This is a genomic window from Romboutsia weinsteinii (assembly GCF_002250835.2).
Classification (GTDB): Bacteria; Bacillota; Clostridia; order Peptostreptococcales; family Peptostreptococcaceae; genus Romboutsia_A; species Romboutsia_A weinsteinii.
The window spans coordinates 1-21,118 of the sequence record NZ_NOJY02000011.1 but is presented as its reverse complement, the minus strand read 5'-3'; the positions used below and the strand labels follow the sequence as shown (position 1 = coordinate 21,118).

Below are 21,118 nucleotides of genomic sequence, written 5' to 3'. Positions count from 1 at the left end.
TATGTCAGAGGTTATTTGCCAAACAATAAACTTAACGAAAAAATATAAAGACAATCTAGTACTTGATAATGTTAATGTCAATATCAAAAGGGGAGAGATATATGGTCTTATAGGAGAAAATGGTGCAGGCAAGACAACATTAATCAAAATAATTGCTCAGCTAATAAAGTCAACAGAGGGAAAAATAAAACTATTTGGATGTACAGATGAAAATAAATTGTCCAAACTACAAAAAAATATTGGATATACAATTGAAAATCCAGCACTTTATATGGATATGACAGCAAGGCAAAATCTTGAGGTAATACGCATGGAAAAAGGAATACCTGGTACATATGATATTGATAGGGTATTAAAACTTGTCAATCTAGATATTAGAGATAAAAAGAAAGTAAAAAATTTCTCAATGGGAATGAAGCAAAGATTAGCATTAGCTATGGCATTATTAGATGAACCAGAATTATTAATTTTAGATGAGCCGTTAAATGGACTTGATCCTACTGGTATCTTAGAGTTAAGACATCTATTAATAAGATTAAACGTAGAAAAAGGCATTACAATAGTTTTATCTAGTCATATTCTTAGTGAACTCTATAAGCTATCAACATGTTATGGTATTATGCACAAGGGAAAATTGATAGAAGAAATATCAGCTGATGAATTAGATAATAGATGTAAAAAACATATATTTCTAAATGTTTCAGATAGTAAGCTTGCTACTGTTGTACTTGAAAAAGAACTGGCAATATATGATTATATTGTTTGTAGTGATAAGATTATTAAAATATATAGTAACCTTGATGAGTGCTCTAAAATAAATTCTAAGCTAGTGTTAAATAATGTACTTGTTGAAGAGATTAGTATAAAAGGTGATACTTTAGAATCCTATTTTACAAAAGTAATAGGAGGTGCTACACATGTATAATCTTTTAAAGGCAGAGATATATAAGCTTAAGTATAGTAAAGAGTTGTTAATATGTTTAGTTGGATTATTTGTATTAAGTGCGATAAATATTTATTATGGAAATATAGAAGGTGCAAAGTCTACATTGGCAAGTCAAAGTAGAGAAATGTTTGGATTAATGGCATGTACTTTATTTGCAGTTACATATGTTGGAAAAGATTCACTTACTAAGACTATTAGCTATACATTAACGTCAGGCCAATCTAGAGGTAGGGTAATACTAAGCAAGTATTGTTGCTTTTTGATTGCATCTACAATTATTTTGATTATGAATTACATACTTATGGGAGGACTGTATAGTATATTTTATGGATGGGGTCAATTGTTTAACAGTGAAGAATTATATTTTTTGATTGCATACATAATGCTTGGTATATATTTTGATTTGTGTATTGTATCTATACCATTTTTTATTTGCATATTGGTTAATACATCTAGCTTAGCAATGGCTCTATCTTGTGGTTTTATTGGTCTTATATTGAGCTTATCACAGATGCCATGGGATACTGTTGCATATAGCATTGCAAGTAAAGATACTTCTTTGGGGATATTACCTATAATTTTTATAATAGGATTTTTATTAGTAACGATCATATTATATTTAGCTTGTAGCTATTGTTTTAATAATAAAGATATTTAGCAGAATGAGAGGGTGGATTGTGATATGGTACAGATTTTATTAATTTTAGGAATTACATATATCGTAATCCATTTTGTATCTGTAAAAAAACAATTAAGAAAAATTAATAAACTAATTTCTAGTAAAGAAAGAATAAATGTAATATTAAATGATAAAGAAATAGAAGATATAGCACAGTCTTTTAATATTATTTTGCAAGAACAAAAACAACTAGAGATAGATATAAAAAATAGGGAAGAAAAGTTAAAACAGTCTATTTCTGATATATCACATGATTTAAGGACACCACTTACAGCAATTAGAGGATATATAACTCTTCTTGAAAACTGTACGGAAGAAGAAAGAGATACATATACGAGTATTCTTTCAAAAAAATCGGAAGAACTGAGTAATTTACTTAACAATTTTTACGAACTTTCTATTTTTGATAATGATAGTTATGAAATACATATGAAGTCAATTGATATTGTAGAGGTAATAATGGAGACTGTTATTTCTAATTATGCTCTGATAAAAAATAAAGAAATTGAAATTGATAATAGACTTATATCTAAGTCAATAGAAGTTCAAGGTGAAGAAACTGTTTGTGCTAGGATTATTCAAAATCTACTATCTAATGCAATAAAGTACTCAACGGGATATGTTTCTATAGAACTTGAAGAGTTTGATAAGTATGCAATATTTACTATTAGAAATAGTGTTTTAGATTTAACTCAAGATGACTTAAAATATTTATTTGACCGATTTTACACTGTAGATAAATCTCGCAATCGTAGTGGAAGTGGATTGGGATTATTTATTGTAAAAGTACTACTTGATAAGATTGATGGAGAAGTGCATGAAGTTAGTCTAAATGATGATATATTAAGTATAAGTATTTTATTTAGATATTTATAATATCTTCGGACAAAACAAAACATAAAAAGTCGGGAATGACTATCTAAACAATGATAAAGTTTAAAGTACAGAGGAGGCGATGACTATGGGATGGATTGAATATATTAGTGATGCTATAAGTTATATAGAGAACAATATCCTAAATGAATTAACTATTGAGGATATTGCAAAACAGGCATATGTATCACCATTTTATTTTCAAAAAGGATTTGCAATGCTTTGTGGATTTTCAGTTAGTGAATATATTAGACAACGTAGACTTACTCTTGCAGGGAGTGAGCTAGTTTCGACAGACAATAAAATAATTGATATTGCATTAAAATACGGTTATGATTCGCCTGATAGTTTTACTAGAGCTTTCACTCGTTTTCATGGTGCAACTCCTACTGCAGTACGAAAAGATGGAGCAGTAATAAAATCATTTGCTTCTCTTAAAATTAAACTTACATTGGAAGGTGGTTATATTATGGATTATAAAATTATTGAAAAAGAGGCATTTACAGTTTTGGGTGCATTAAAAACGTTTAAGTATAATTCTGCATTTAAAGAAATTCCTAAGTTTTGGGGTGAACATTATCAAACAGGAAAAGGAGAAGTTGTTTGCGGAATGTATGGTATAAGCATCGATGAAAGTATGGGTTGTGATGAGTTTGAATATCTTATTGCAGATAACTATATACCTTGGAAAGAAATACCGGATGGTTTTGAGACAAAGATCATTCCAAAACATACATGGGCAGTTTTTCCTTGCAAAGGTAAAATGCCAAAGTCATTGCAGGATGTTAACACAAAAATTTTCTCTGAATGGTTGCCAAACTGCAGGGATTATGAAATAGCAGCAGGATACAATATAGAGTTGTATAGCAATATTTCTGATTATCCAGATGGAAATCAAGACGAAAACTACTATTGTGAGATGTGGATTCCTGTGAAGAAAAAGTAATTATTTTAATAAATTTAAGAATGAAAAGTACTAATCTTTGATGGATGAGTACTTTTTTTCTTTGTTTCTAGTACTTGTTTTAAATTTATATCATTTAGAAAAAGTTAAAAATAGGCATATACATTGATATGATGTATATACCTATTTTTAATTTAATAAGTACAAGAGAAACTTAATTATTAACATATAGTAATTAGAATACAATCTCATATATATCAGATAATTCTAATTCTGTATTATAGGAACTATAGGAATAATTAGATAGAGGTAATTTTTTATCTAAGACATTAGGTAGCTGTATCTCAAATGTAGTGCCTACACCTAGGACACTTTTTAAAGTTATTTCTCCTACATGCATATTAACTATAGATTTTACAAGGTTTAAGCCTATGCCGCATCCTTCATTTAATCTAGTAAATGATAAATCACCTCTTATAAACTTATCAAATATCTTATCTTGGATATTATAAGGGATACCAAAACCTTCATCTTTTATAGATATAAATGTGTTGATATCTTTTACAACCAAGGATATATATATGTTGGAATTATTTGCTGAATATTTTATAGAATTAGATATTAAATTAAGTAACGCCCTTTCAATCATACTAGAGTCACATTTTATATAATGTTCATTTACATTTGAATCAAAATAAACTTGGATATTTTTTGTACTAGTAAGTTTACTTATTGATGTATATATATTTTCTATTAATTGTACAATATTATAGTTTCCATAGTCAGGCCTTAATGCACCTAAATCCAATCTAGATGTATCAACTAGATTATTCACTAACCTAAGCATTCTTTTACAATTTAGATTTAGTGAATTACTATGCCTGGCATATACCTCGTTAAAAGATGTTTTCTTACTTGAATTTAATCTATCAAGTAATTGTACTGTAGAAGAAAACATATTTAATGGAGTTTTAAGTTCATGAGATACATTAGATATAAACTCATCTTTCATAATAGAGTCTAGTTTTTGAATTTCTATTTCAGTTTCCAATTGTATATGCTCAGATATATCTATATAACTAACTAAAATCTCTACAGAACCTCTATGATTAGAACCTAGGACTTGGAAGGAACAATCCAAGGTGTTGCCAGTTTCATTACTTTTTAGTATACCTCTCCAACTATTAAATTTCTTCAAGTCACTGATAATATTAGTTAAATTAGTAGTTAAGTCATTATTTTTAAGTAACTCCCTTTTAAATATATTAATATCAGTATTTGCACCTATATTATAATGATCTCTGATTTTATTATTTATATAAGATATATTCAAATTTTCATCACAAATAAACATATAGCTATAATAATTATTATCTACAAAATTAAAATACTTTACTAATTCCTTATTTAAATGCTTCGATCTTAAAACACTAATATGTAACTCTACACCTATAGCAATTATAATTATAAGCAAAAATAGATAAGTAATAAATATAGATGTTATTCTTGAGTTAAAATTAGCAAATGTAAGACCATAGATTGAATAAATTGCTTTTATTGCCAGTAAGAATATGCTTGTGCTAAAAAATGCCAGGAATACTAAATTTTTTTTCATAGACACAACCATTAATCTTAAAGATATTATTAAGTAGCTTATAATAAGAAATAAATTATAGTATATAGCCAAACTTGAGATACTATACCCTTCTCTATAATCAAAAACATAATACTCTAAAAGCCCAAATATAAATGAATATAAAATAACAAATACTATAGAATGCACCTTGTGATTATATATAAACTTATGAACTTTACTATTAGGCATTATAGTTATAAATAGTATAAGTACTCTTAATATAGATGGTGATATAGCAATATAATTAGAAGTGCTATATTGTCCATCTATAAATGTGAAATAATCTATATTACATAGAATTAAACCAATGGAGAAGCTTAAGTACATTAATGAAATTATAAAAACTATACTATTATTTGTTTTATTGTATATTGATATACAACAGAAATAGGTTAATATAGATAGTATTATACTAAATGACCGTATAAACGATAGAGATGTAGTTAAGTAATCACTGTTCATATTAAAAACTAGCAATTTAAATATAAAATAAATAGTAAAAAAACAAAATATGCTTAAATATATTTTAATTATTTTCTTTTTAATCAAATCCATATCAGAAATACAAAAATCATGTGGCATAAAAATGACCTCCTAATTAGTAAAAATAAAGCCCTTTATGATAATATCAGATTGTATATGTAGGAATTTGTAAAAAAATAGGATTTATATAATTAAATTTTTATTATTAAGAGATTCTAATTATTTATGGGCTTATTAAGATTATGACTCATTCAGAATGTGTGTACTAAATGATACATAGGTGATAAAATGAATAATGATATGAAAAAATAGATAGTAGAGAATGGATAAATATTTCCAATTTAAAAATATGAATATATTCTATAAGGATGGTTAATATATAATCAGATAGTTAATCAAGGTTAACTATCAAGCCACACTTACTACACAAAAGCTAGATAATATCTTACCTTTTGGTAGAATCTTTGGAAGTGATGGTGGCTAGATATTTGAAAAGATATCATATTAAATATAATGAATCTACTAGATTCCCTCATTCTACTAGAGTGCGATTAGCCTTAGTCTAACACCCAAAGGTTAGAGTTGTAGCTAACTCGCAAACTATATTTAATAAAAGTCAAAAGAGGATAAGGATGTAATTAACATTACTCCTTGGAAAAGCACTGAATTTGAAGGCATAGGCTATCAAATCAGTGCTTTTTCTTTGCGAGAAATCTGATATATTATATCCGTTAAATAATATTAATATATAACGGATTGGTGAATTATTTTATTATAGCATTGACTCAAGTTATTTATATAAAGTGCATTACTCTTAACTTTTACTCGTACTTGTTTTATACATTACTGGTCAAAATTAAAAACTTAATCTGTATCTTATGTAATCAAATCTGTATTACATGCCAACTCTAAGAATTTTAAAATAAAATATGATATTTTAAACATATAAAGTACATAAATTTAAAGAGGTTTAAGAGGTGATATTGTGAAAAGAAAAAGATTTATTTTTATAATGATGAGTGTTATGGCTAGTTTATTCATGTTTGGATGTAGCTCACCTACTGAAGTTAGTTTTGATGAAGATAAGTTAACTAATTTAAGTAAGCAGTATGCAGAGGAAATGGCTAATGGTGAATTTTCTAATATTGTTTCAAACTTTTCAAACGATATTAAAAAGAAGCTTAACGAAGATACTATGAAGGAAACTTGGGATAGTGTAATAAAAAATATAGGTAAATATGAGGGCATTAGTGATGTATCTTATAATGAACAAAATAACATAGCTACTATAGATGTAATTCTTAAATATGAGTTAAATGGATTAAAACTTACACTATCGTATGATTCAAATAATAATGTGTCAAGCTTATTATTAAACTATTCACCTATAAAAGGAGAATTATCTTCAAATGAAAAACTCGAAGAACAAGAGATACATATAGGTAATGGTGATAATAAATTAGATGGAATATTAACACTACCTAAGGGTACTGAAAAGCCACCTGTAGTAATAATGGTTCAAGGTTCTGGTCAAAGTGATATGGATGAAACTATTGGATCTGTAGCTAATAAGCCTTTCAAAGATATAGCACATGGTTTAGCTGAAAATGGAATTGCATCCATAAGATACAATAAGCGTTACTATCAATATCCAGAAACAGCGTCTAAAGATGCAACTATTCAGGATGAAGTTATAAATGATGCAAGTTTAGCAATCGAATTAGCTTATAATAATTTAAGCTTAAACAATGAAAAAATATTTTTACTTGGTCATAGTCTAGGAGGAATGCTTGCTCCAGAGATAGCTAAAGAAAATAAACAAGTTAGTGGAATAATATCTTTAGCAGGTAGCCCTAGAAAACTAGAAGATATTATATATGATCAAAATAACGACGTGGTAAATGCAATGACTGACAAAAGTGATGCTCAAAAGGCAGAACTTATGAAGCAAGTTAAAGCTGAAGTTGATAAAGTTAAGAATTTAAAAGAAGAAGATAAATCTCAAGTTATACTTGGTATGAATAGTGAGTATTGGATTAGTCTAAATAATATAAATACTTCTGAAATATTAAAAGAGTTATCAATACCAATGTTATTCTTGCAAGGTGAAGACGACTTCCAAGTATATGCAGATGTTGACTATAAACAGTGGCAAGAATTGTGTACTGGAAAAGATAATGCAGAATTTAAGTTATATCCAAAATTAAATCATTTATTTATGAAAAGCAATGGAAAAAGAGATACAACAGAGTACGATATTAAAGGAAATGTGGATGATGCTGTAATTTTAGATATTTCAAGTTGGATAAATAAATAAACATTTAAAATACAATGGGTTTTACGGATAAGTATAAAGATTATTTATAGAGAGTATAGGAGTTTAATCTAATAAACCCCTATACTCTTTTTTTGTACACAAATGTATTTAAGCTGGTTACAAAAAAGTGCCTAATTGAGAGTGAAAATTATGCATGTTATATTAAATTCAGAAGAATATACAGTATGTGAAGTTGAAGATGCAAGTATAAATGAAATAATTATAAATGATGAATCATTAACAATAGAAACTAATGAAAAGAGCTATTACTGCTATATAAGTAAAGAAAAATTATACTACTAAAATAAAAGGGAGACTAAAAATATGTCAAGAATAGTAAACACAAATGAATTTATAAGTGAAGTAGAAAATAAACAAGGAACGGTTGTAGTAGATTTCTTTGCAACATGGTGTGGACCTTGTAAAATGTTATCACCAGTATATAATTCATTGGGCGAAGAGATGAAAGAAAAAACAGAGTTCTTAAAGGTTGATATAGATCAAAGTATGGAATTAGCTCAAAAGTTTGCAGTAAATACAGTTCCGACTGTTATCGTATTTAAAGATGGAAAAGAAGTGGATAGATTAGTAGGGTTCATACCTAAGAAGAATTTAAAAGATAAAGTAGAACAATATTTATAAAATAATATTAAATATTGTTAAAAGTAGATAGAAGCTACAAAAAAAGTGCCTAATTGAGGTACTTTTTTTCTTGCTATATTAGATATGGGACGTACAATGTTTAATGTTAATGGAAGTATGACATCTACTATCGTAGTTGCTAAGTCTTTTAATAAAATTAATACGAAAAAATAATAAGGGTTACAAAAAAGTGCCTAATTGAGTTAAGAACATAGTATTGATATATTAAACAGTACAAGTAGCAACCTAGATTAAGGAAAGTTTCGATTTTAGAAAGGTGAATATTATGTTTAAAGATATAGATGTAGCTTCAAAGAAGCTAATAGATGAATATTTAGGATTAGTAGATTATGAAGCTTGTGAATATAGCTTTACAACTTTATATATGTGGAAGGATTTATACAACTTAAAATATTATCATGATGATAAATTTATTGTAATTATAGGAAAAAATGAAGACAAATACTTCTTCATACAACCTCTAACAGATACTTTAAATATAGATTATGCTATGGAATTTATATTTAATTATTTTGAATCTATAAATCAATCAATTAACATGAGAGCTATAACAAAAGAATTTAAAAGTTATTTAGAAGGTAGATATATAGACAAATTTAAATATATAGAAGATAGAGATAGCTTTGACTATGTATATGAAGGTGAAATCTTAAGAAGTTTAGCTGGAAGAAAAAATAGTAAAAAAAGGAATCACTTAAATTATTTCTTTAAAGAGTATGAAGGTAGATTTAGATACAAGGCATTAGGAGAAGACAGTTTTGATGAATGCAGGGATTTATTGAATAGTTGGACTTCTAATAAAGAAATAGATGAAGATATAAAAGTTGAAAACACGGCAATAGATAGGGTTTTCAAAAATTATAAGCACTTAAAAAGTAAAATTAAAATTGGTGGAATTTATGTTGATGATAAATTACAGTCATTTTCTATCGGTGAAATGTTAACTGACAATATGGCGGTAATACACATAGAAAAAGCTAATTTTAATATAAGAGGGCTATATCAATATATAAATCAACAGTTGTTAGTAAATGAGTTTAAAGATGTAGAGTTTATAAATAGAGAAGATGACTTGGGTATAGAAGGACTTAGAGAAGCTAAGTTATCATATCATCCAGTGAAGTTTGTAGAGAAATATATAGTTGAAGAGCTTTAATAAAATATAAAAAGAAAGAGGCAATATAAAATGAGATATGATATAGCTATAATAGGAAGTGGACCAGCAGGATTAGCAGCTTCAATAAATGCTAGAATCAGAAATAAAAATATACTAGTTTTTGGAAGTAGTGATATGAGTTCAAAATTAGTAAAAGCACCATCAATAGATAACTATTTAGGAATTGAAAGTTTAAGTGGAAAAGAATTAAAGGATAAATTTAAATCGCATATTGAAAGTATGGATATAAAAATCATAGAAAAAAGAGTAAATAATGTATATAGCATGGGAGAACACTTTACAATCGTTAGTGGTGATGATATGTATGAAGCAACTACAGTAGTAATGGCAACAGGTGTAGAGTATGGTAAGATGCTTAAAGGGGAAGAAGAGTATTTAGGTAAAGGTGTAGGATACTGTGCAACATGTGATGCTATGCTATATAGAAATAAAATTGTTGCAATTATAGGATATAATCATGAAGCAGAAGAAGAAGCAAACTTCCTAAGTGAAATAGCAAGTAAGGTTTATTATATACCTATGTATAAATTAGAGAGTCAGCTTAATGATGATATAACTATAATTGAAGATAGACCTACGGAAATAAAAGGGGATAGATTAGCTAATAAATTAGTATTAAAAAATCAAGAGCTATATGTAGAAGGTATATTCGTTATAAAAGATAGTGTTTCACCAAAGTATATGGTTCCAGGAGTGGAAGTAGAAGGACCACATATAAAATGCGATAAAGATATGAACACTAATATAGAAGGATTATATGTAGCAGGAGATTGTGCTGGTAAGCCATATCAATACTTAAAATCAGCAGGACAAGGTCAAATAGCAGTTTCTAGTGCAATTTCTTACTTAGATAAGAAAAGAATAAGAGAAAAAATGATGTCTAGTGAAGTAAAAAGTTTATAAATTTTAACCTCAAAAGCTGTTATACTGTAAAAATTTATAGTGTAGCAGCTTTTATTTATTCAAAAATTACCAGGTTACTAAAAAGTGCCTAATTTCAATTATCTTAAATTATCCATATACTATAGATATAAAATAGAATAAAATGAATAGGAAGGTATATAATATGATAAATAAATTTGATGCAATAGTAATAGGATTTGGAAAAGGTGGAAAAACACTAGCTGGTGATTTAGCTAATAGAGGTCAAAAGGTAGCTTTAATAGAAAAGTCTTCACAAATGTATGGAGGAACATGTATAAATCAAGCGTGTATTCCAACGAAAGTATTAGAAAATCAATCAAGTATGATAAGAAGAGAAAATATAAGTGAATTTAATGAAAAAGCAACAAAATATGAAGAATCAATAGATAAGAAAGATGGATTAATAACAAAATTAAGAGCTGCAAACTACAATAAGCTAAACAGTAATGAAAATATAACTATATTTACAGGACAAGGTTCATTTGTAAGTGAAAATACTGTAGAAGTGAAAACTATAGATGGAGAAACAATTACATTAGAGGGCGAAAAAATATTTATAAACACAGGAGCAAAGCCTAACATACCAGCTATAAAAGGTATAGAAAACTCAAACATAGTTTATACAAATGAAACTTTAATGAAATTAAAAAAATTACCTAAGAAATTAACTATAATTGGTGCTGGATATATAGGTCTTGAATTTGCAGGAATATATGCTTCATTTGGTAGTGAGGTAACAGTTATTAATACTCAGAGTACTATACTTCCAAAAGAAGATAATGATGATATTGAAGAAGTAGTAAACATACTTAAAAAGAGAAATGTAAGCTTTTTAAATGATGTATCAATAGTTGAAATAAAAGAGGAAAATAAATCAGCCAAGTTAATATATAAGAAAAATGGTGAAGAGGAACAAATAGAATTAAGTAGTGATATAGTTTTAGTTGCTACAGGTAGAAAAGCAAATACTGAAGGATTAGGTTTAGAGAAGGCTAATATAGAATTAGATAATAGAGGATTTATTAAAGTAAATGACGTATTAGAAACTACAACTAAAAATATATGGGCATTAGGAGATGTAAATGGAGGACCTCAATTTACTTATATATCACTAGATGACTATCGTATAGTAATAAATCAATTATTTAAAGACAAATCAAGAAAAACAACAGATAGAAAAAATGTAGTAAATTCACTATTTTTAGATCCTGCATTTTCTAGAGTAGGATTAAATATAAAAGAAGCTAAAGAAAAAGGATATAATGTTTTAGTTGCAAAAATGGCAACAGAGGCTATTCCAAGAGCTAAGCAAATAGGAAAAACTGATGGTTTTATAAAAATAGTTATAGATAAAGATAGTGAGAAAGTGCTAGGTGCTACTATGATATGTGAAGACTCTAGCGAAATGATACATTTAATACAATTAGCTGTAGATATGGAGTTAAAATATACTTACTTAAGAGATAGAATATATGCTCATCCAACTATGACAGAAGCTCTTAATGATGTATTATCACCAGCTATGATAAAAGAAGTATAGAATAACCAAAATTAATTAGAGGGGAATAATTTAATGGAGAAGTTAAACTTAGTGGTAGTATTTATAGAAGGTCTACTATCATTTTTATCGCCTTGTATATTGCCAATACTACCGATATATTTGAGTATGTTATCAAATAGTAGTATAGAAAACTTAAATAATGGTAGCTTTACTAAAAGTTCATTGTTTAGAAATACACTATTCTTTACATTAGGTATTTCAACAACATTCTTTATACTTGGTTCATCATTAAACGTATTAAGTTCATTCTTTAATACTAATAAAGATTTAATAATGATAATAGGTGGGATTATTATAATATTTATGGGATTATTCTATATGGGTATTATAAAATCAAATATCTTAAACCAAGAAAAGAGATTCCAAACAAAATCAAAATCAATGAATCCGGTAACATCTTTTATATTAGGATTTACATTTAGTTTTGGATGGACTCCATGTATAGGTCCAATACTAGCATCTGTAATGATTATGTCTTCAAGTGCAGATAATCCATCAACATCTTATTTATTAATCGGAGTATATACTATAGGATTTATATTACCGTTTATATTAGTTTCATTATTCTATAATAAGCTAATTAAAAGTATAGATAAAATAAAAATTTATATGGATAAGATTAAAAAAATTGGTGGAATAGTTCTTATAGTGTCTGGTTTAGTTATGTTAGTTAATGGGATTGGAAATAGAGTAGAGCTTTCTAAGATGCAAAATAATAACAATAACAAAACAGAAAATAATCAAAGTATAACTAATAATGAAGAAGAACAGGCAGATGGAGAAAAAATTGAAGCTATAGATTTTACTTTATATGATCAGTACGGAAAAGAACACAAGCTAAGTGACTATAAAGGAAAAACTATATTCTTAAATTTCTGGGCTACTTGGTGTCCACCATGTAGAGAGGAAATGCCTCATATGGAGGAGTTATATAAAGAATATAATAAAAATAATGATGATGTAGTAATTCTAGGAGTAGCATCACCTAATTTAGGTAACGAGGGTGATCAAGGACATATAGAAAAGTTCTTAAAAGATGAAGGGCATACCTTCCCTGTAGTGTTTGATGAGGGCGGAAGCTTAGTATATCAATATGGGATTAGCGCATTCCCAACGACTTTCATAATAGATAAAGAAGGGTATATAACTCAATATATACCAGGAGCAATGAATAAAGAAACTATGAAGTATGTTATAGAAAGTGGTAAATAAAGAATAAAGATACAATGAAATAGCCCCTTAGATTAGTACTATATGGAATGTATCCATTTACTAATCTAAGGGGTTAAATTACAATAAATACATATAAGTTATATAAAGAGGTGAAACTACATGGCTAAAATTGATAACATGATGTCTATATTATGGATGTTAAATTCAGATCAGAAGATTACAGCACAACAAATATCAGAAAAACTAGAAATAAATATAAGAACAGTCTACAGGTATATAGATGCACTTTCTGCTAGTGGGGTGCCGATAGTTTCAGACACTGGCCATAACGGTGGATACACACTTCTAAATAATTTTACTAAAGCACCTCTTTTTTTCGATACTGATGAACAAAAATCTTTACTTCATGCAGCTATATTTGCTAAAGATGCAGGGTACTTTTTAGATGAATCATTAGATAAGGCAACATCAAAATTAAAGATGTATTCAAATCAAAAACAGAAAGAGGACTTAGCTAAAAATCTAATCGGTTTTGAAGTAATAAAGCCGATAGGAAAAGCACCTGTAGAATCGGTGCTCAGAGAGTTAGATTATGGAATAATAAACAATATATCCGTACAAATCAACTATCGAACAGGTAAGGAAGAACAATCAAAATGTAGAACTATAGACCCATATGGTATTGTCTATTGGAATAACAACTGGTACATAGTTGCGTTTTGCCAAATGAGAAATGAGATTCGTAGTTTTAGAGTAGATAGAATTAGTAGCATTGTGCAAACATCAAATAAATTTAATAGACCAAAGGAATTTGTGGCAAGTGAATTCTTTATAAACGGAATTGTAACTGAAATAAAAAATGGCAAGGAGAAGATTCCATTAGTAATAGAAGGAAGCATAAGCGCATTGGATGGACTATGTAAACATTGGTTTTTAGGCAATTACTTAAAAGAAAAAAGTTCAAATAAAGCAGTTTTTTCACTTCAAGAAGAAGTAATATGTACATACATACCGAATATGATTTTACCTTATGGGAAGTCAATAAAAGTAATAGAACCATTAAGTCTTAAGAAAAAAATGGTGGATACTTTATTAGAATTAATTAATCATTATCAAAATTAATAACTTAACTGACTGAATATGTCAGTTAAGTTATTTTATAATTAGGTATATTAATTAATCATATAAGGAGCAAAATTATGAAAAATAGAAAAGTGTATATGTACGTATTTGATACTATGTCAGATTGGGAAGTAGGGTACTTAACTGCTGAATTAAACACAGGAAGATACTTTAAAAAAGGTATAGAACCACTAAAGATAGTTACAGTAGGAAATGATAAAAATCCTATTACTACAATGGGCGGATTAACAGTTTTACCTGATATTGTAGTAGAGGAGTGTAATCTTAAAAGTAGAGATGTATTAATTCTGCCAGGAGGGGAGACTTGGACATCCAAAGGTAATGAATTAGTATTATCAAAGGCTAAAGAAGCTTTAGAAGAAGGATGTATAGTTGCAGCTATATGTGGAGCAACACTAGCTTTAGCTAAAGAAGGTTTGCTAGATAATAGAAAGCATACAAGTAATGATCTAGATTTTCTAAAAATGGTAGTACCAAGTTATTTGGGAGAAAAATATTATAAAACAGAAGCATCAGTTAGAGATGAAAATTTGATTACTGCATCAGGAATAGCGCCATTAGAATTTACTGTTGATGTTTTAAGATCTCTAGATGTTTTTGAAGAACAAGCATTAAGTTCGTGGTTAAATCTTTATAAAACTCATGATTCAAAATATTTTTTCAAGCTAATGAATTGTAATAAATAATTTTAAAATTAAACTATTAACGTAACGTCTTGATTTTTTATAGAATATTCAATATACTTAAATTAATAGGTTAATATACAGAAAATACCATGAAGGTAGAAATTTCTACATGAAGTAGAATGATATCTTTGTGGTATTTTTTGTTATACAAAAATATATTGAGGGGGTACATAATGATAAGGGGTATTAGAAAGAAACTTAGTTTATTTTTAATAGTAAGCTTAATGACAGCGAGCATGATTGGATGCAGTTCATCAACTAGTGAGGGAGATAAAGAAGGCAAAAAAAATGATATGCTAGTAATAGCAACGGCTAATGACATTGGAGACTTAAATGCACATGGATATAGTCCTATGTATGGTCAAAACTTTTTGTATGAGGGCTTAACTACTTTTGAAGAAGGGGAAGTAAAGCCTGCATTAGCAGAAAAATGGGATGTTTCAGAAGATGGTAAAGAATACACTTTCTATTTACGAAAAAATGTAAAATTTACTGATGGTTCACAACTTAATGCTAAAGTAGTTAAGAAGAATTTTGATGCGTTTTTAAAGAATAAAGATGCGCATTCTTTCTTGGAGTCAGTTAATTTAATGGAATCTGTAGAGGTAGTAGATGATCATACAGTAAAAATAAAGTATAAAGAGTCATATTATCCAGTTTTACAAGAACTTGCTTTATCTAGACCAGTTCGTATAATGGCTGAGGCATCATTTCCAGATGATGGAGATACATCTGAAAAAATAAAAGAGCCAATAGGTACAGGTATGTGGAAGCTAAAAGAGCATAAAGCAGGAGAGTATGCTATTCTTGAGAGAAATGAAGATTATTGGGGAGAAAAACCAAAGTTTAAGGAAGTTAAAATGGTAGTTACTCCAGATGGTGATACTGCAGTAAATGCTCTAAAAGCTGGAGAAGTTAATATGATATTTGACGTTGAAAGTAGGCTATCACCAGATGCATTTAATGAATTGAAATCAAGTGGATTTAAAACTCAGGTTTCACAGCCTTTAAGTACAGTTTCTTTAATCGTAAATGCTACTGATGGAGCTACAAAAGATTTAAAAGTGAGAAAAGCATTACAACACGGAGTAGATAAAGAAGTTATTTCAGAGCATGTATTTTATGGATTGCAAGAACCGGCAGATACATTATTTGATAAAAATGTTCCTTATTGTGATATCAATTTAGCAAAATATGAATATGACCTAGAAGAAGCAGGAAAAATGCTTGATGAAGCGGGCTGGAAATTAGAAGAAGGTAAAGAGTATAGATCTAAAGATGGAAAAGAGCTAGAACTAGGTTTTTATTATGATGGGGATAATGTTATATACAAATCTTTAGGAGAAGTACTACAAAGTGAATATAAAAAGATGGGTGTAAAGATAAACTTAGAATCTCAAGAAAGACAAGCCTTAATTGATAAGACTAAGAGTGGTGATTTTGACATAACTATAACTGAAACATGGGGAGATCCATATGATCCACATACATTAGTAGCTTCTATGAAAAATGAGGGGTATGCAGATTATCAAGCTCAAAAGGGACTTCCTATGAAGAAAGAATTAGATGAAAAAATAGGTAAAGTTATAGTTGAAAATGATGAAAAGATTAGACAAGATCTATATACTGATATATTAACAACATTACATGATCAAGCAGTATACTTACCAATTTCTAAGACTACAAGACTGGTTGCATGTGATAAAGATTTAGAAGGAATAAAGTTTAATACACTTTACTACATACCAATTGAAGAAGTTACTAGAGAGTCTAAATAAGATAAATACATAGTTAGATTAAAGTATAAATAAACTTAAGCTCTAGTTATAGCAAATTAATACTAGAGTTTAAGTTTATTGTAATTATAAGACAGGAGGACTTATAATGAAGAAATATGTTTTAAAAAGACTGATTACATTAGTACCCATACTGATTGGAATCTCAGTAGTAGCATTTCTTTTAGTTAGGATTATGCCAGGAGATGCAGCAACAGCATATTTAACTACAGCAAATATTCCTGTAACTGAAAAAAACATACAAATAGCAATGGCAAACCTAGGATTAGACAAACCAATAATAGTTCAATACCTTGATTGGATAAAAAACGTAATACAATTTAATTTAGGAACATCATATATATCTAAAAACTTAGTATCTCAAGAGTTATTATCAGGTCTAAAATATACTATGATGTTAGCGGCTGCATCACTATTGTGGATATTTGTTATTAGTATTCCACTGGGTATATACTCAGCAACTCACCCAGGTAAAAGAGTAGATAATCTAAGTCGTATATTTGCATTTATCGGTTCGTCTATGCCTGCATTTTGGCTAGGATTTTTATTGGTACAATTCTTTTCAATAAGATTAGGAATATTACCAGTGGCTGGAGCTGAGAAATTATCAAATATTATATTACCATCAATAACACTAGCTTTTGGATATGTTCCAACTTACTCCAGAATATTACGAAATAGCTTACTAGAAAATATGAAGTCACCATCAGTAACTTATGCTAGGGCAAGAGGAATAAGTGAAAGAAAGATATTATTTAATAATGTTTTAAGAAATTCTTTGATACCTATAATAACTTCTCTAGGAATGAATTTTGGAGGAATGTTATCAGGAAGTGTAATAGTTGAGAATGTTTTCTCATGGCCAGGTCTTGGACGTGTAATAGTCGGGTCAATTTCACAAAGAGATTATCCTATGATTCAAGGATACATAATACTTATGGCAGTAATATTTATTTTGAGTAATCTTTTGGCTGATTTAGCATGTGCAAGCATTGATTCAAGAATAAGATTGGAAGGATAGATTTATGAATATAAAAGAAATTACACAGAATCTATTAAAACACAAGTTAACACTATTATGTTTTATTTTTATAATTATAGTAATAATAACAGGAATTTTTGCACCAATTATAGCACCACATGATCCTTTGGAAATGGAGCTTACAAAAAAGTTTATGCCTATATCCATAGAATATCCTATGGGTACTGATAATATGGGTAGGTGTATATTTTCTAGAATAGTTCATGGTATTAGACCAACCATTGGATTTTCTTTAATTGCATGTGCAGTATCATCAACTTTTGGAATATTTATAGGAATGTTATCAGGATTTAAAGGTGGGAAAATAGATATGATAATTATGAGATTATGTGATGTATTATACTCTTTTCCAAGTTTAGTTTTAACATTAGTAATAGTAAGTTTCTTAGGACCGGGTATAAAAAATATTATTATAGCTATGATTTTTGTACAATGGATTTGGTATGCAAGAGTATCAAGAAATTTGACAATAAGGGAGAGAGAGCTAAGTTATGTAGCTTGTAGCAAATTAGTTGGATCATCAAGCCTAAAAATTTTAATTAAATCTATTTTGCCAAATATTTTTCCGCAAGTATTGTCTATAATAACAATTGATTTTGGTCACACAATATTAGCCGTATCAGGATTTTCTTTTTTAGGGCTTGGAGTTAAGGCACCTCTGCCAGAGTGGGGGATGATGATAAATGATGGACGTTCATTTATGCATAGTAACCCAATGCTAATGTTTTGGCCAGGAATTATGATTTTACTTGTAGTTTTAAGTACAAATATAATAGGAGATAAATTAAGAGATACTTTAGAAGAGGTAGTTAGTTAGTAAATATTAATTTTATAGGGGGGATTTTAAACATGGGAGATAATTCAGTTTTAAAAGTTGATAATTTAAAAATTGAATTAATTCATAAAAATCAAAAGCTAATAGCAGTAAAGGATGTAAGTTTTGACTTAGAACCGGGAAAGACGATAGGAATTATAGGAGAAAGTGGTAGTGGTAAGTCTATTACATGCTCTGCAATACTAGGACTTTTAGAAGACAAAAAATGGATTATAAATGGAGATATTTACTTTGGAGAAACACCAATTCCTTATAGAAGTAATAAAGATATGAATAAATTTAGGGGAAAGCATATTGCACTAATAACACAAAATCCAATGAGCGCCTTTGATCCTCTTAGAACTATAAGATATCATTTTATAGAAACACTTACTACTCATAAAAATATGTCTAAAAAAGATATTGAAAAAAAAGCCATACATATTCTCAATAAGATGAAAATTCAAAATCCTAAAAATGTATTAGATAGTTATTCTTTTGAGCTAAGTGGTGGTATGCTACAGCGTATAATGATAGCAATAGCAATTGCACTTGAGCCAGAGGTATTAATTGCTGATGAGCCAACTACAGCTCTTGATTTAACAGTTCAATACGAAATAATAAAAATACTTTCTAAAATGCAAAAGGATTTAGGTACTTCAATAATTCTAGTATCTCACGACTTAGGGGTAGTATCAGAATTAGCAGATGAAGTACTAGTAATGTATGGCGGAAGTATAGTAGAAAAAGCACCCATAAATGAAATTATGATAAGTCCAAAACATCCATACACAAAAGGATTAATATTATCTAGACCTAATTTTTCTAAAGAAAGATTAGCTATATTAGAGGGAACACCACCAAACTTATTTGAAAGAGGAGATGGATGTGAATTTTATAATAGATGTAATCGAAAAAATGAAAAATGTAAAAACAATATGATCTCTATTATTAAAGTAAATCAAAATCACGAGGTAAGATGTATTAATTTTGAGGAAGGGGCATATAGTTGTGGAACTGCTTAATATAAATGAAGTAAAAAAAGTATATAAACTAAAAAGTAAAGAGAAATTATATGCAGTTGATGGAGTTAGTTTAAATATTAAAAAAGGTAAGTGTGTAGGATTAGTAGGAGAAAGTGGATGTGGAAAGAGTACTTTAGGTAAGATGATATTAGGAATAGAAGATATTACAGATGGGAGTATAGTTTTTAAGGGTAAAGAAGTACGAGATATTAAAAGAAGAGATTTACTTAGAAAAGAATTACAAATGGTTTTTCAAGATAGTCTAGCAGCAGTAAATAGAAGAAGTACAGTACTAGAGATTATAGGAGAACCACTAAGTAATTTTTATAAATTATCAAAAGAAGATACAATAAAAAGAGTAGAAGAGCTTTTAGAAAAAGTTGGAATGAATAGAAGTGATAAAAATAAATTTCCACACCAGTTTAGTGGAGGTCAGTTACAACGTATATGTATAGCAAGGGCACTGGCATCGAGTCCTAGTCTATTAGTTCTTGATGAACCTTTAAGCAGTCTAGATATTTCAATACAAGCACAAATTCTAAATTTATTATCAGATCTTAAGAAAGATTTAGATTTAACTTATATTTTGATATCTCATGATTTAGAAGCAGTGTATTATCTATCAGATTCAATAGTAGTTATGTATAAGGGAAAGATTATGGAGCATATAGAAGATATAAAAGATTTTTATGAAATGAAGCATCCTTATACTAGAAGGCTGTTAGCATCATCATATCAATATAGAAGTAAAGTTGATGATGTGATGGAAGAAGTTAATAACTGTGAGACTATAGATGGATGTCCTTATTTTAGTAGATGCATAGATGCTAGAGATATTTGTAAAGAAAATTCTCCAAAACTTGTGGAAGTATCTGAGGGGCACAAAATTGCGTGTCATTGTAAATTAGTTGAAACAGTTAGCACTTAAAAAGACACAATAAAATAACCCCTTAGATTAGCACAACATGGAACTTATCCATTTACTAATCTAAGGGGTTAAATTAAAATCTAGACTATAAAGCTATTTCTTAGAATGAGAAAGCCAACGTTGGCAATCAAAGTCTTCATATTATATAAAAAAATAACTCCTATACTTCTAAATCATAATCAGTAGTGTCAGTCTTAACAACTCTAGCTTCTAGAACTTCAACTAACTCAGATCCATTTGGAGCAAATACGTTATTAGTTACAATAACCTCCATAGCATCTTTTATTTCCTGCTCAGTTACATCACTTCTAGGATCAGCAACAGTTAAAGATACTTTATTTCCAGCAG

At 28.5% G+C, this 21,118-nt stretch carries 20 protein-coding genes; 18 read left to right on the top strand and 2 right to left on the bottom strand.

The features are described 5' to 3' along the window. Window position 1 precedes the first annotated feature (1 nt). From CHL78_RS08085 to CHL78_RS08070, 4 genes are all read left to right on the top strand, one after another. Window positions 2–925 carry an ABC transporter ATP-binding protein gene (locus CHL78_RS08085; protein WP_094367549.1) on the top strand — a complete coding sequence of 308 codons (924 nt, stop codon included), beginning with the start codon at window positions 2–4 and terminating at the stop codon, window positions 923–925. Next, a complete protein-coding gene (locus CHL78_RS08080) occupies window positions 918–1,604 on the top strand; it encodes an ABC transporter permease subunit (protein ID WP_094367550.1) in 687 nt (228 codons plus the stop codon). The genes CHL78_RS08085 and CHL78_RS08080 overlap by 8 nt, the downstream gene beginning before the upstream one ends. A gap of 24 nt (window positions 1,605–1,628) precedes the next feature. Then, complete coding sequence (locus CHL78_RS08075) at window positions 1,629–2,501, top strand: sensor histidine kinase (RefSeq protein ID WP_094367551.1); 873 nt, start codon at window positions 1,629–1,631, stop codon at window positions 2,499–2,501. An 85-nt stretch (window positions 2,502–2,586) separates the two neighbouring features. After that, entirely contained in the window at window positions 2,587–3,444 is an 858-nt protein-coding gene (locus CHL78_RS08070; RefSeq protein ID WP_094367552.1) for an AraC family transcriptional regulator, read from the top strand. A 193-nt stretch (window positions 3,445–3,637) separates the two neighbouring features. Here the strand turns inward: CHL78_RS08070 and CHL78_RS08065 are convergent, their stop codons facing one another. Beyond that, a complete protein-coding gene (locus CHL78_RS08065; RefSeq protein WP_158540659.1) occupies window positions 3,638–5,365 on the bottom strand; it encodes a sensor histidine kinase in 1,728 nt (575 codons plus the stop codon). Between the two features lie 1,141 nt (window positions 5,366–6,506). On the opposite strand from CHL78_RS08065, the gene CHL78_RS08060 reads away from it, so the two are divergent. The 14 genes from CHL78_RS08060 (at window position 6,507) to CHL78_RS08000 (ending at window position 20,770) form a co-directional block, all read left to right on the top strand. Continuing rightward, a complete protein-coding gene (locus tag CHL78_RS08060; RefSeq protein ID WP_094367554.1) occupies window positions 6,507–7,838 on the top strand; it encodes an alpha/beta hydrolase in 1,332 nt (443 codons plus the stop codon). A 150-nt stretch (window positions 7,839–7,988) separates the two neighbouring features. Further along, entirely contained in the window at window positions 7,989–8,141 is a 153-nt protein-coding gene (locus CHL78_RS20705; protein ID WP_158540658.1) for a hypothetical protein, read from the top strand. A 21-nt stretch (window positions 8,142–8,162) separates the two neighbouring features. Next, the gene (trxA, locus tag CHL78_RS08055) at window positions 8,163–8,480 is read left to right on the top strand and encodes a thioredoxin (RefSeq protein WP_094367555.1); all 318 of its coding nucleotides are present in this window, start codon (window positions 8,163–8,165) and stop codon (window positions 8,478–8,480) included. 286 nt (window positions 8,481–8,766) lie between these two features. After that, window positions 8,767–9,657, top strand: coding sequence for a DUF2156 domain-containing protein (locus CHL78_RS08050; protein ID WP_243446397.1), 891 nt, complete (start codon window positions 8,767–8,769; stop codon window positions 9,655–9,657). 30 nt (window positions 9,658–9,687) lie between these two features. After that, entirely contained in the window at window positions 9,688–10,581 is an 894-nt protein-coding gene (locus CHL78_RS08045) for an NAD(P)/FAD-dependent oxidoreductase (RefSeq protein WP_094367556.1), read from the top strand. A 163-nt stretch (window positions 10,582–10,744) separates the two neighbouring features. After that, on the top strand, window positions 10,745–12,142 hold the full coding sequence (locus CHL78_RS08040; protein ID WP_094367557.1) for a dihydrolipoyl dehydrogenase family protein: 1,398 nt from the start codon (window positions 10,745–10,747) through the stop codon (window positions 12,140–12,142). Between the two features lie 33 nt (window positions 12,143–12,175). Next, complete coding sequence (locus tag CHL78_RS08035; RefSeq protein ID WP_094367558.1) at window positions 12,176–13,375, top strand: cytochrome c biogenesis protein/redoxin; 1,200 nt, start codon at window positions 12,176–12,178, stop codon at window positions 13,373–13,375. Between the two features lie 120 nt (window positions 13,376–13,495). Then, window positions 13,496–14,458, top strand: coding sequence for a helix-turn-helix transcriptional regulator (locus CHL78_RS08030; protein WP_094367559.1), 963 nt, complete (start codon window positions 13,496–13,498; stop codon window positions 14,456–14,458). Between the two features lie 77 nt (window positions 14,459–14,535). Then, a complete protein-coding gene (locus CHL78_RS08025) occupies window positions 14,536–15,165 on the top strand; it encodes a type 1 glutamine amidotransferase family protein (RefSeq protein ID WP_094367560.1) in 630 nt (209 codons plus the stop codon). Window positions 15,166–15,338: 173 nt separating this feature from the next. Continuing rightward, window positions 15,339–16,943, top strand: a complete 1,605-nt coding sequence (gene nikA, locus CHL78_RS08020; protein WP_094367561.1) for a nickel ABC transporter substrate-binding protein — start codon at window positions 15,339–15,341, stop codon at window positions 16,941–16,943. Between the two features lie 106 nt (window positions 16,944–17,049). Next, window positions 17,050–17,982 (top strand): nickel ABC transporter permease, encoded by a 933-nt coding sequence (gene nikB, locus CHL78_RS08015; RefSeq protein ID WP_094367562.1) that lies wholly within the window; start codon window positions 17,050–17,052, stop codon window positions 17,980–17,982. A gap of 4 nt (window positions 17,983–17,986) precedes the next feature. Then, window positions 17,987–18,820 carry a nickel transporter permease gene (gene nikC, locus CHL78_RS08010; protein WP_094367563.1) on the top strand — a complete coding sequence of 278 codons (834 nt, stop codon included), beginning with the start codon at window positions 17,987–17,989 and terminating at the stop codon, window positions 18,818–18,820. Window positions 18,821–18,852: 32 nt separating this feature from the next. Then, window positions 18,853–19,842, top strand: a complete 990-nt coding sequence (locus CHL78_RS08005; RefSeq protein ID WP_094367564.1) for an ABC transporter ATP-binding protein — start codon at window positions 18,853–18,855, stop codon at window positions 19,840–19,842. Beyond that, entirely contained in the window at window positions 19,829–20,770 is a 942-nt protein-coding gene (locus CHL78_RS08000) for an ABC transporter ATP-binding protein (protein WP_094367565.1), read from the top strand. The genes CHL78_RS08005 and CHL78_RS08000 overlap by 14 nt, the downstream gene beginning before the upstream one ends. 160 nt (window positions 20,771–20,930) lie before the next feature. On the opposite strand, the gene CHL78_RS07995 is transcribed toward CHL78_RS08000, so the two are convergent. Then, the coding region (locus CHL78_RS07995; protein ID WP_147295804.1) for a DUF2922 domain-containing protein at window positions 20,931–21,118 on the bottom strand (188 nt) is incomplete at its 5' end.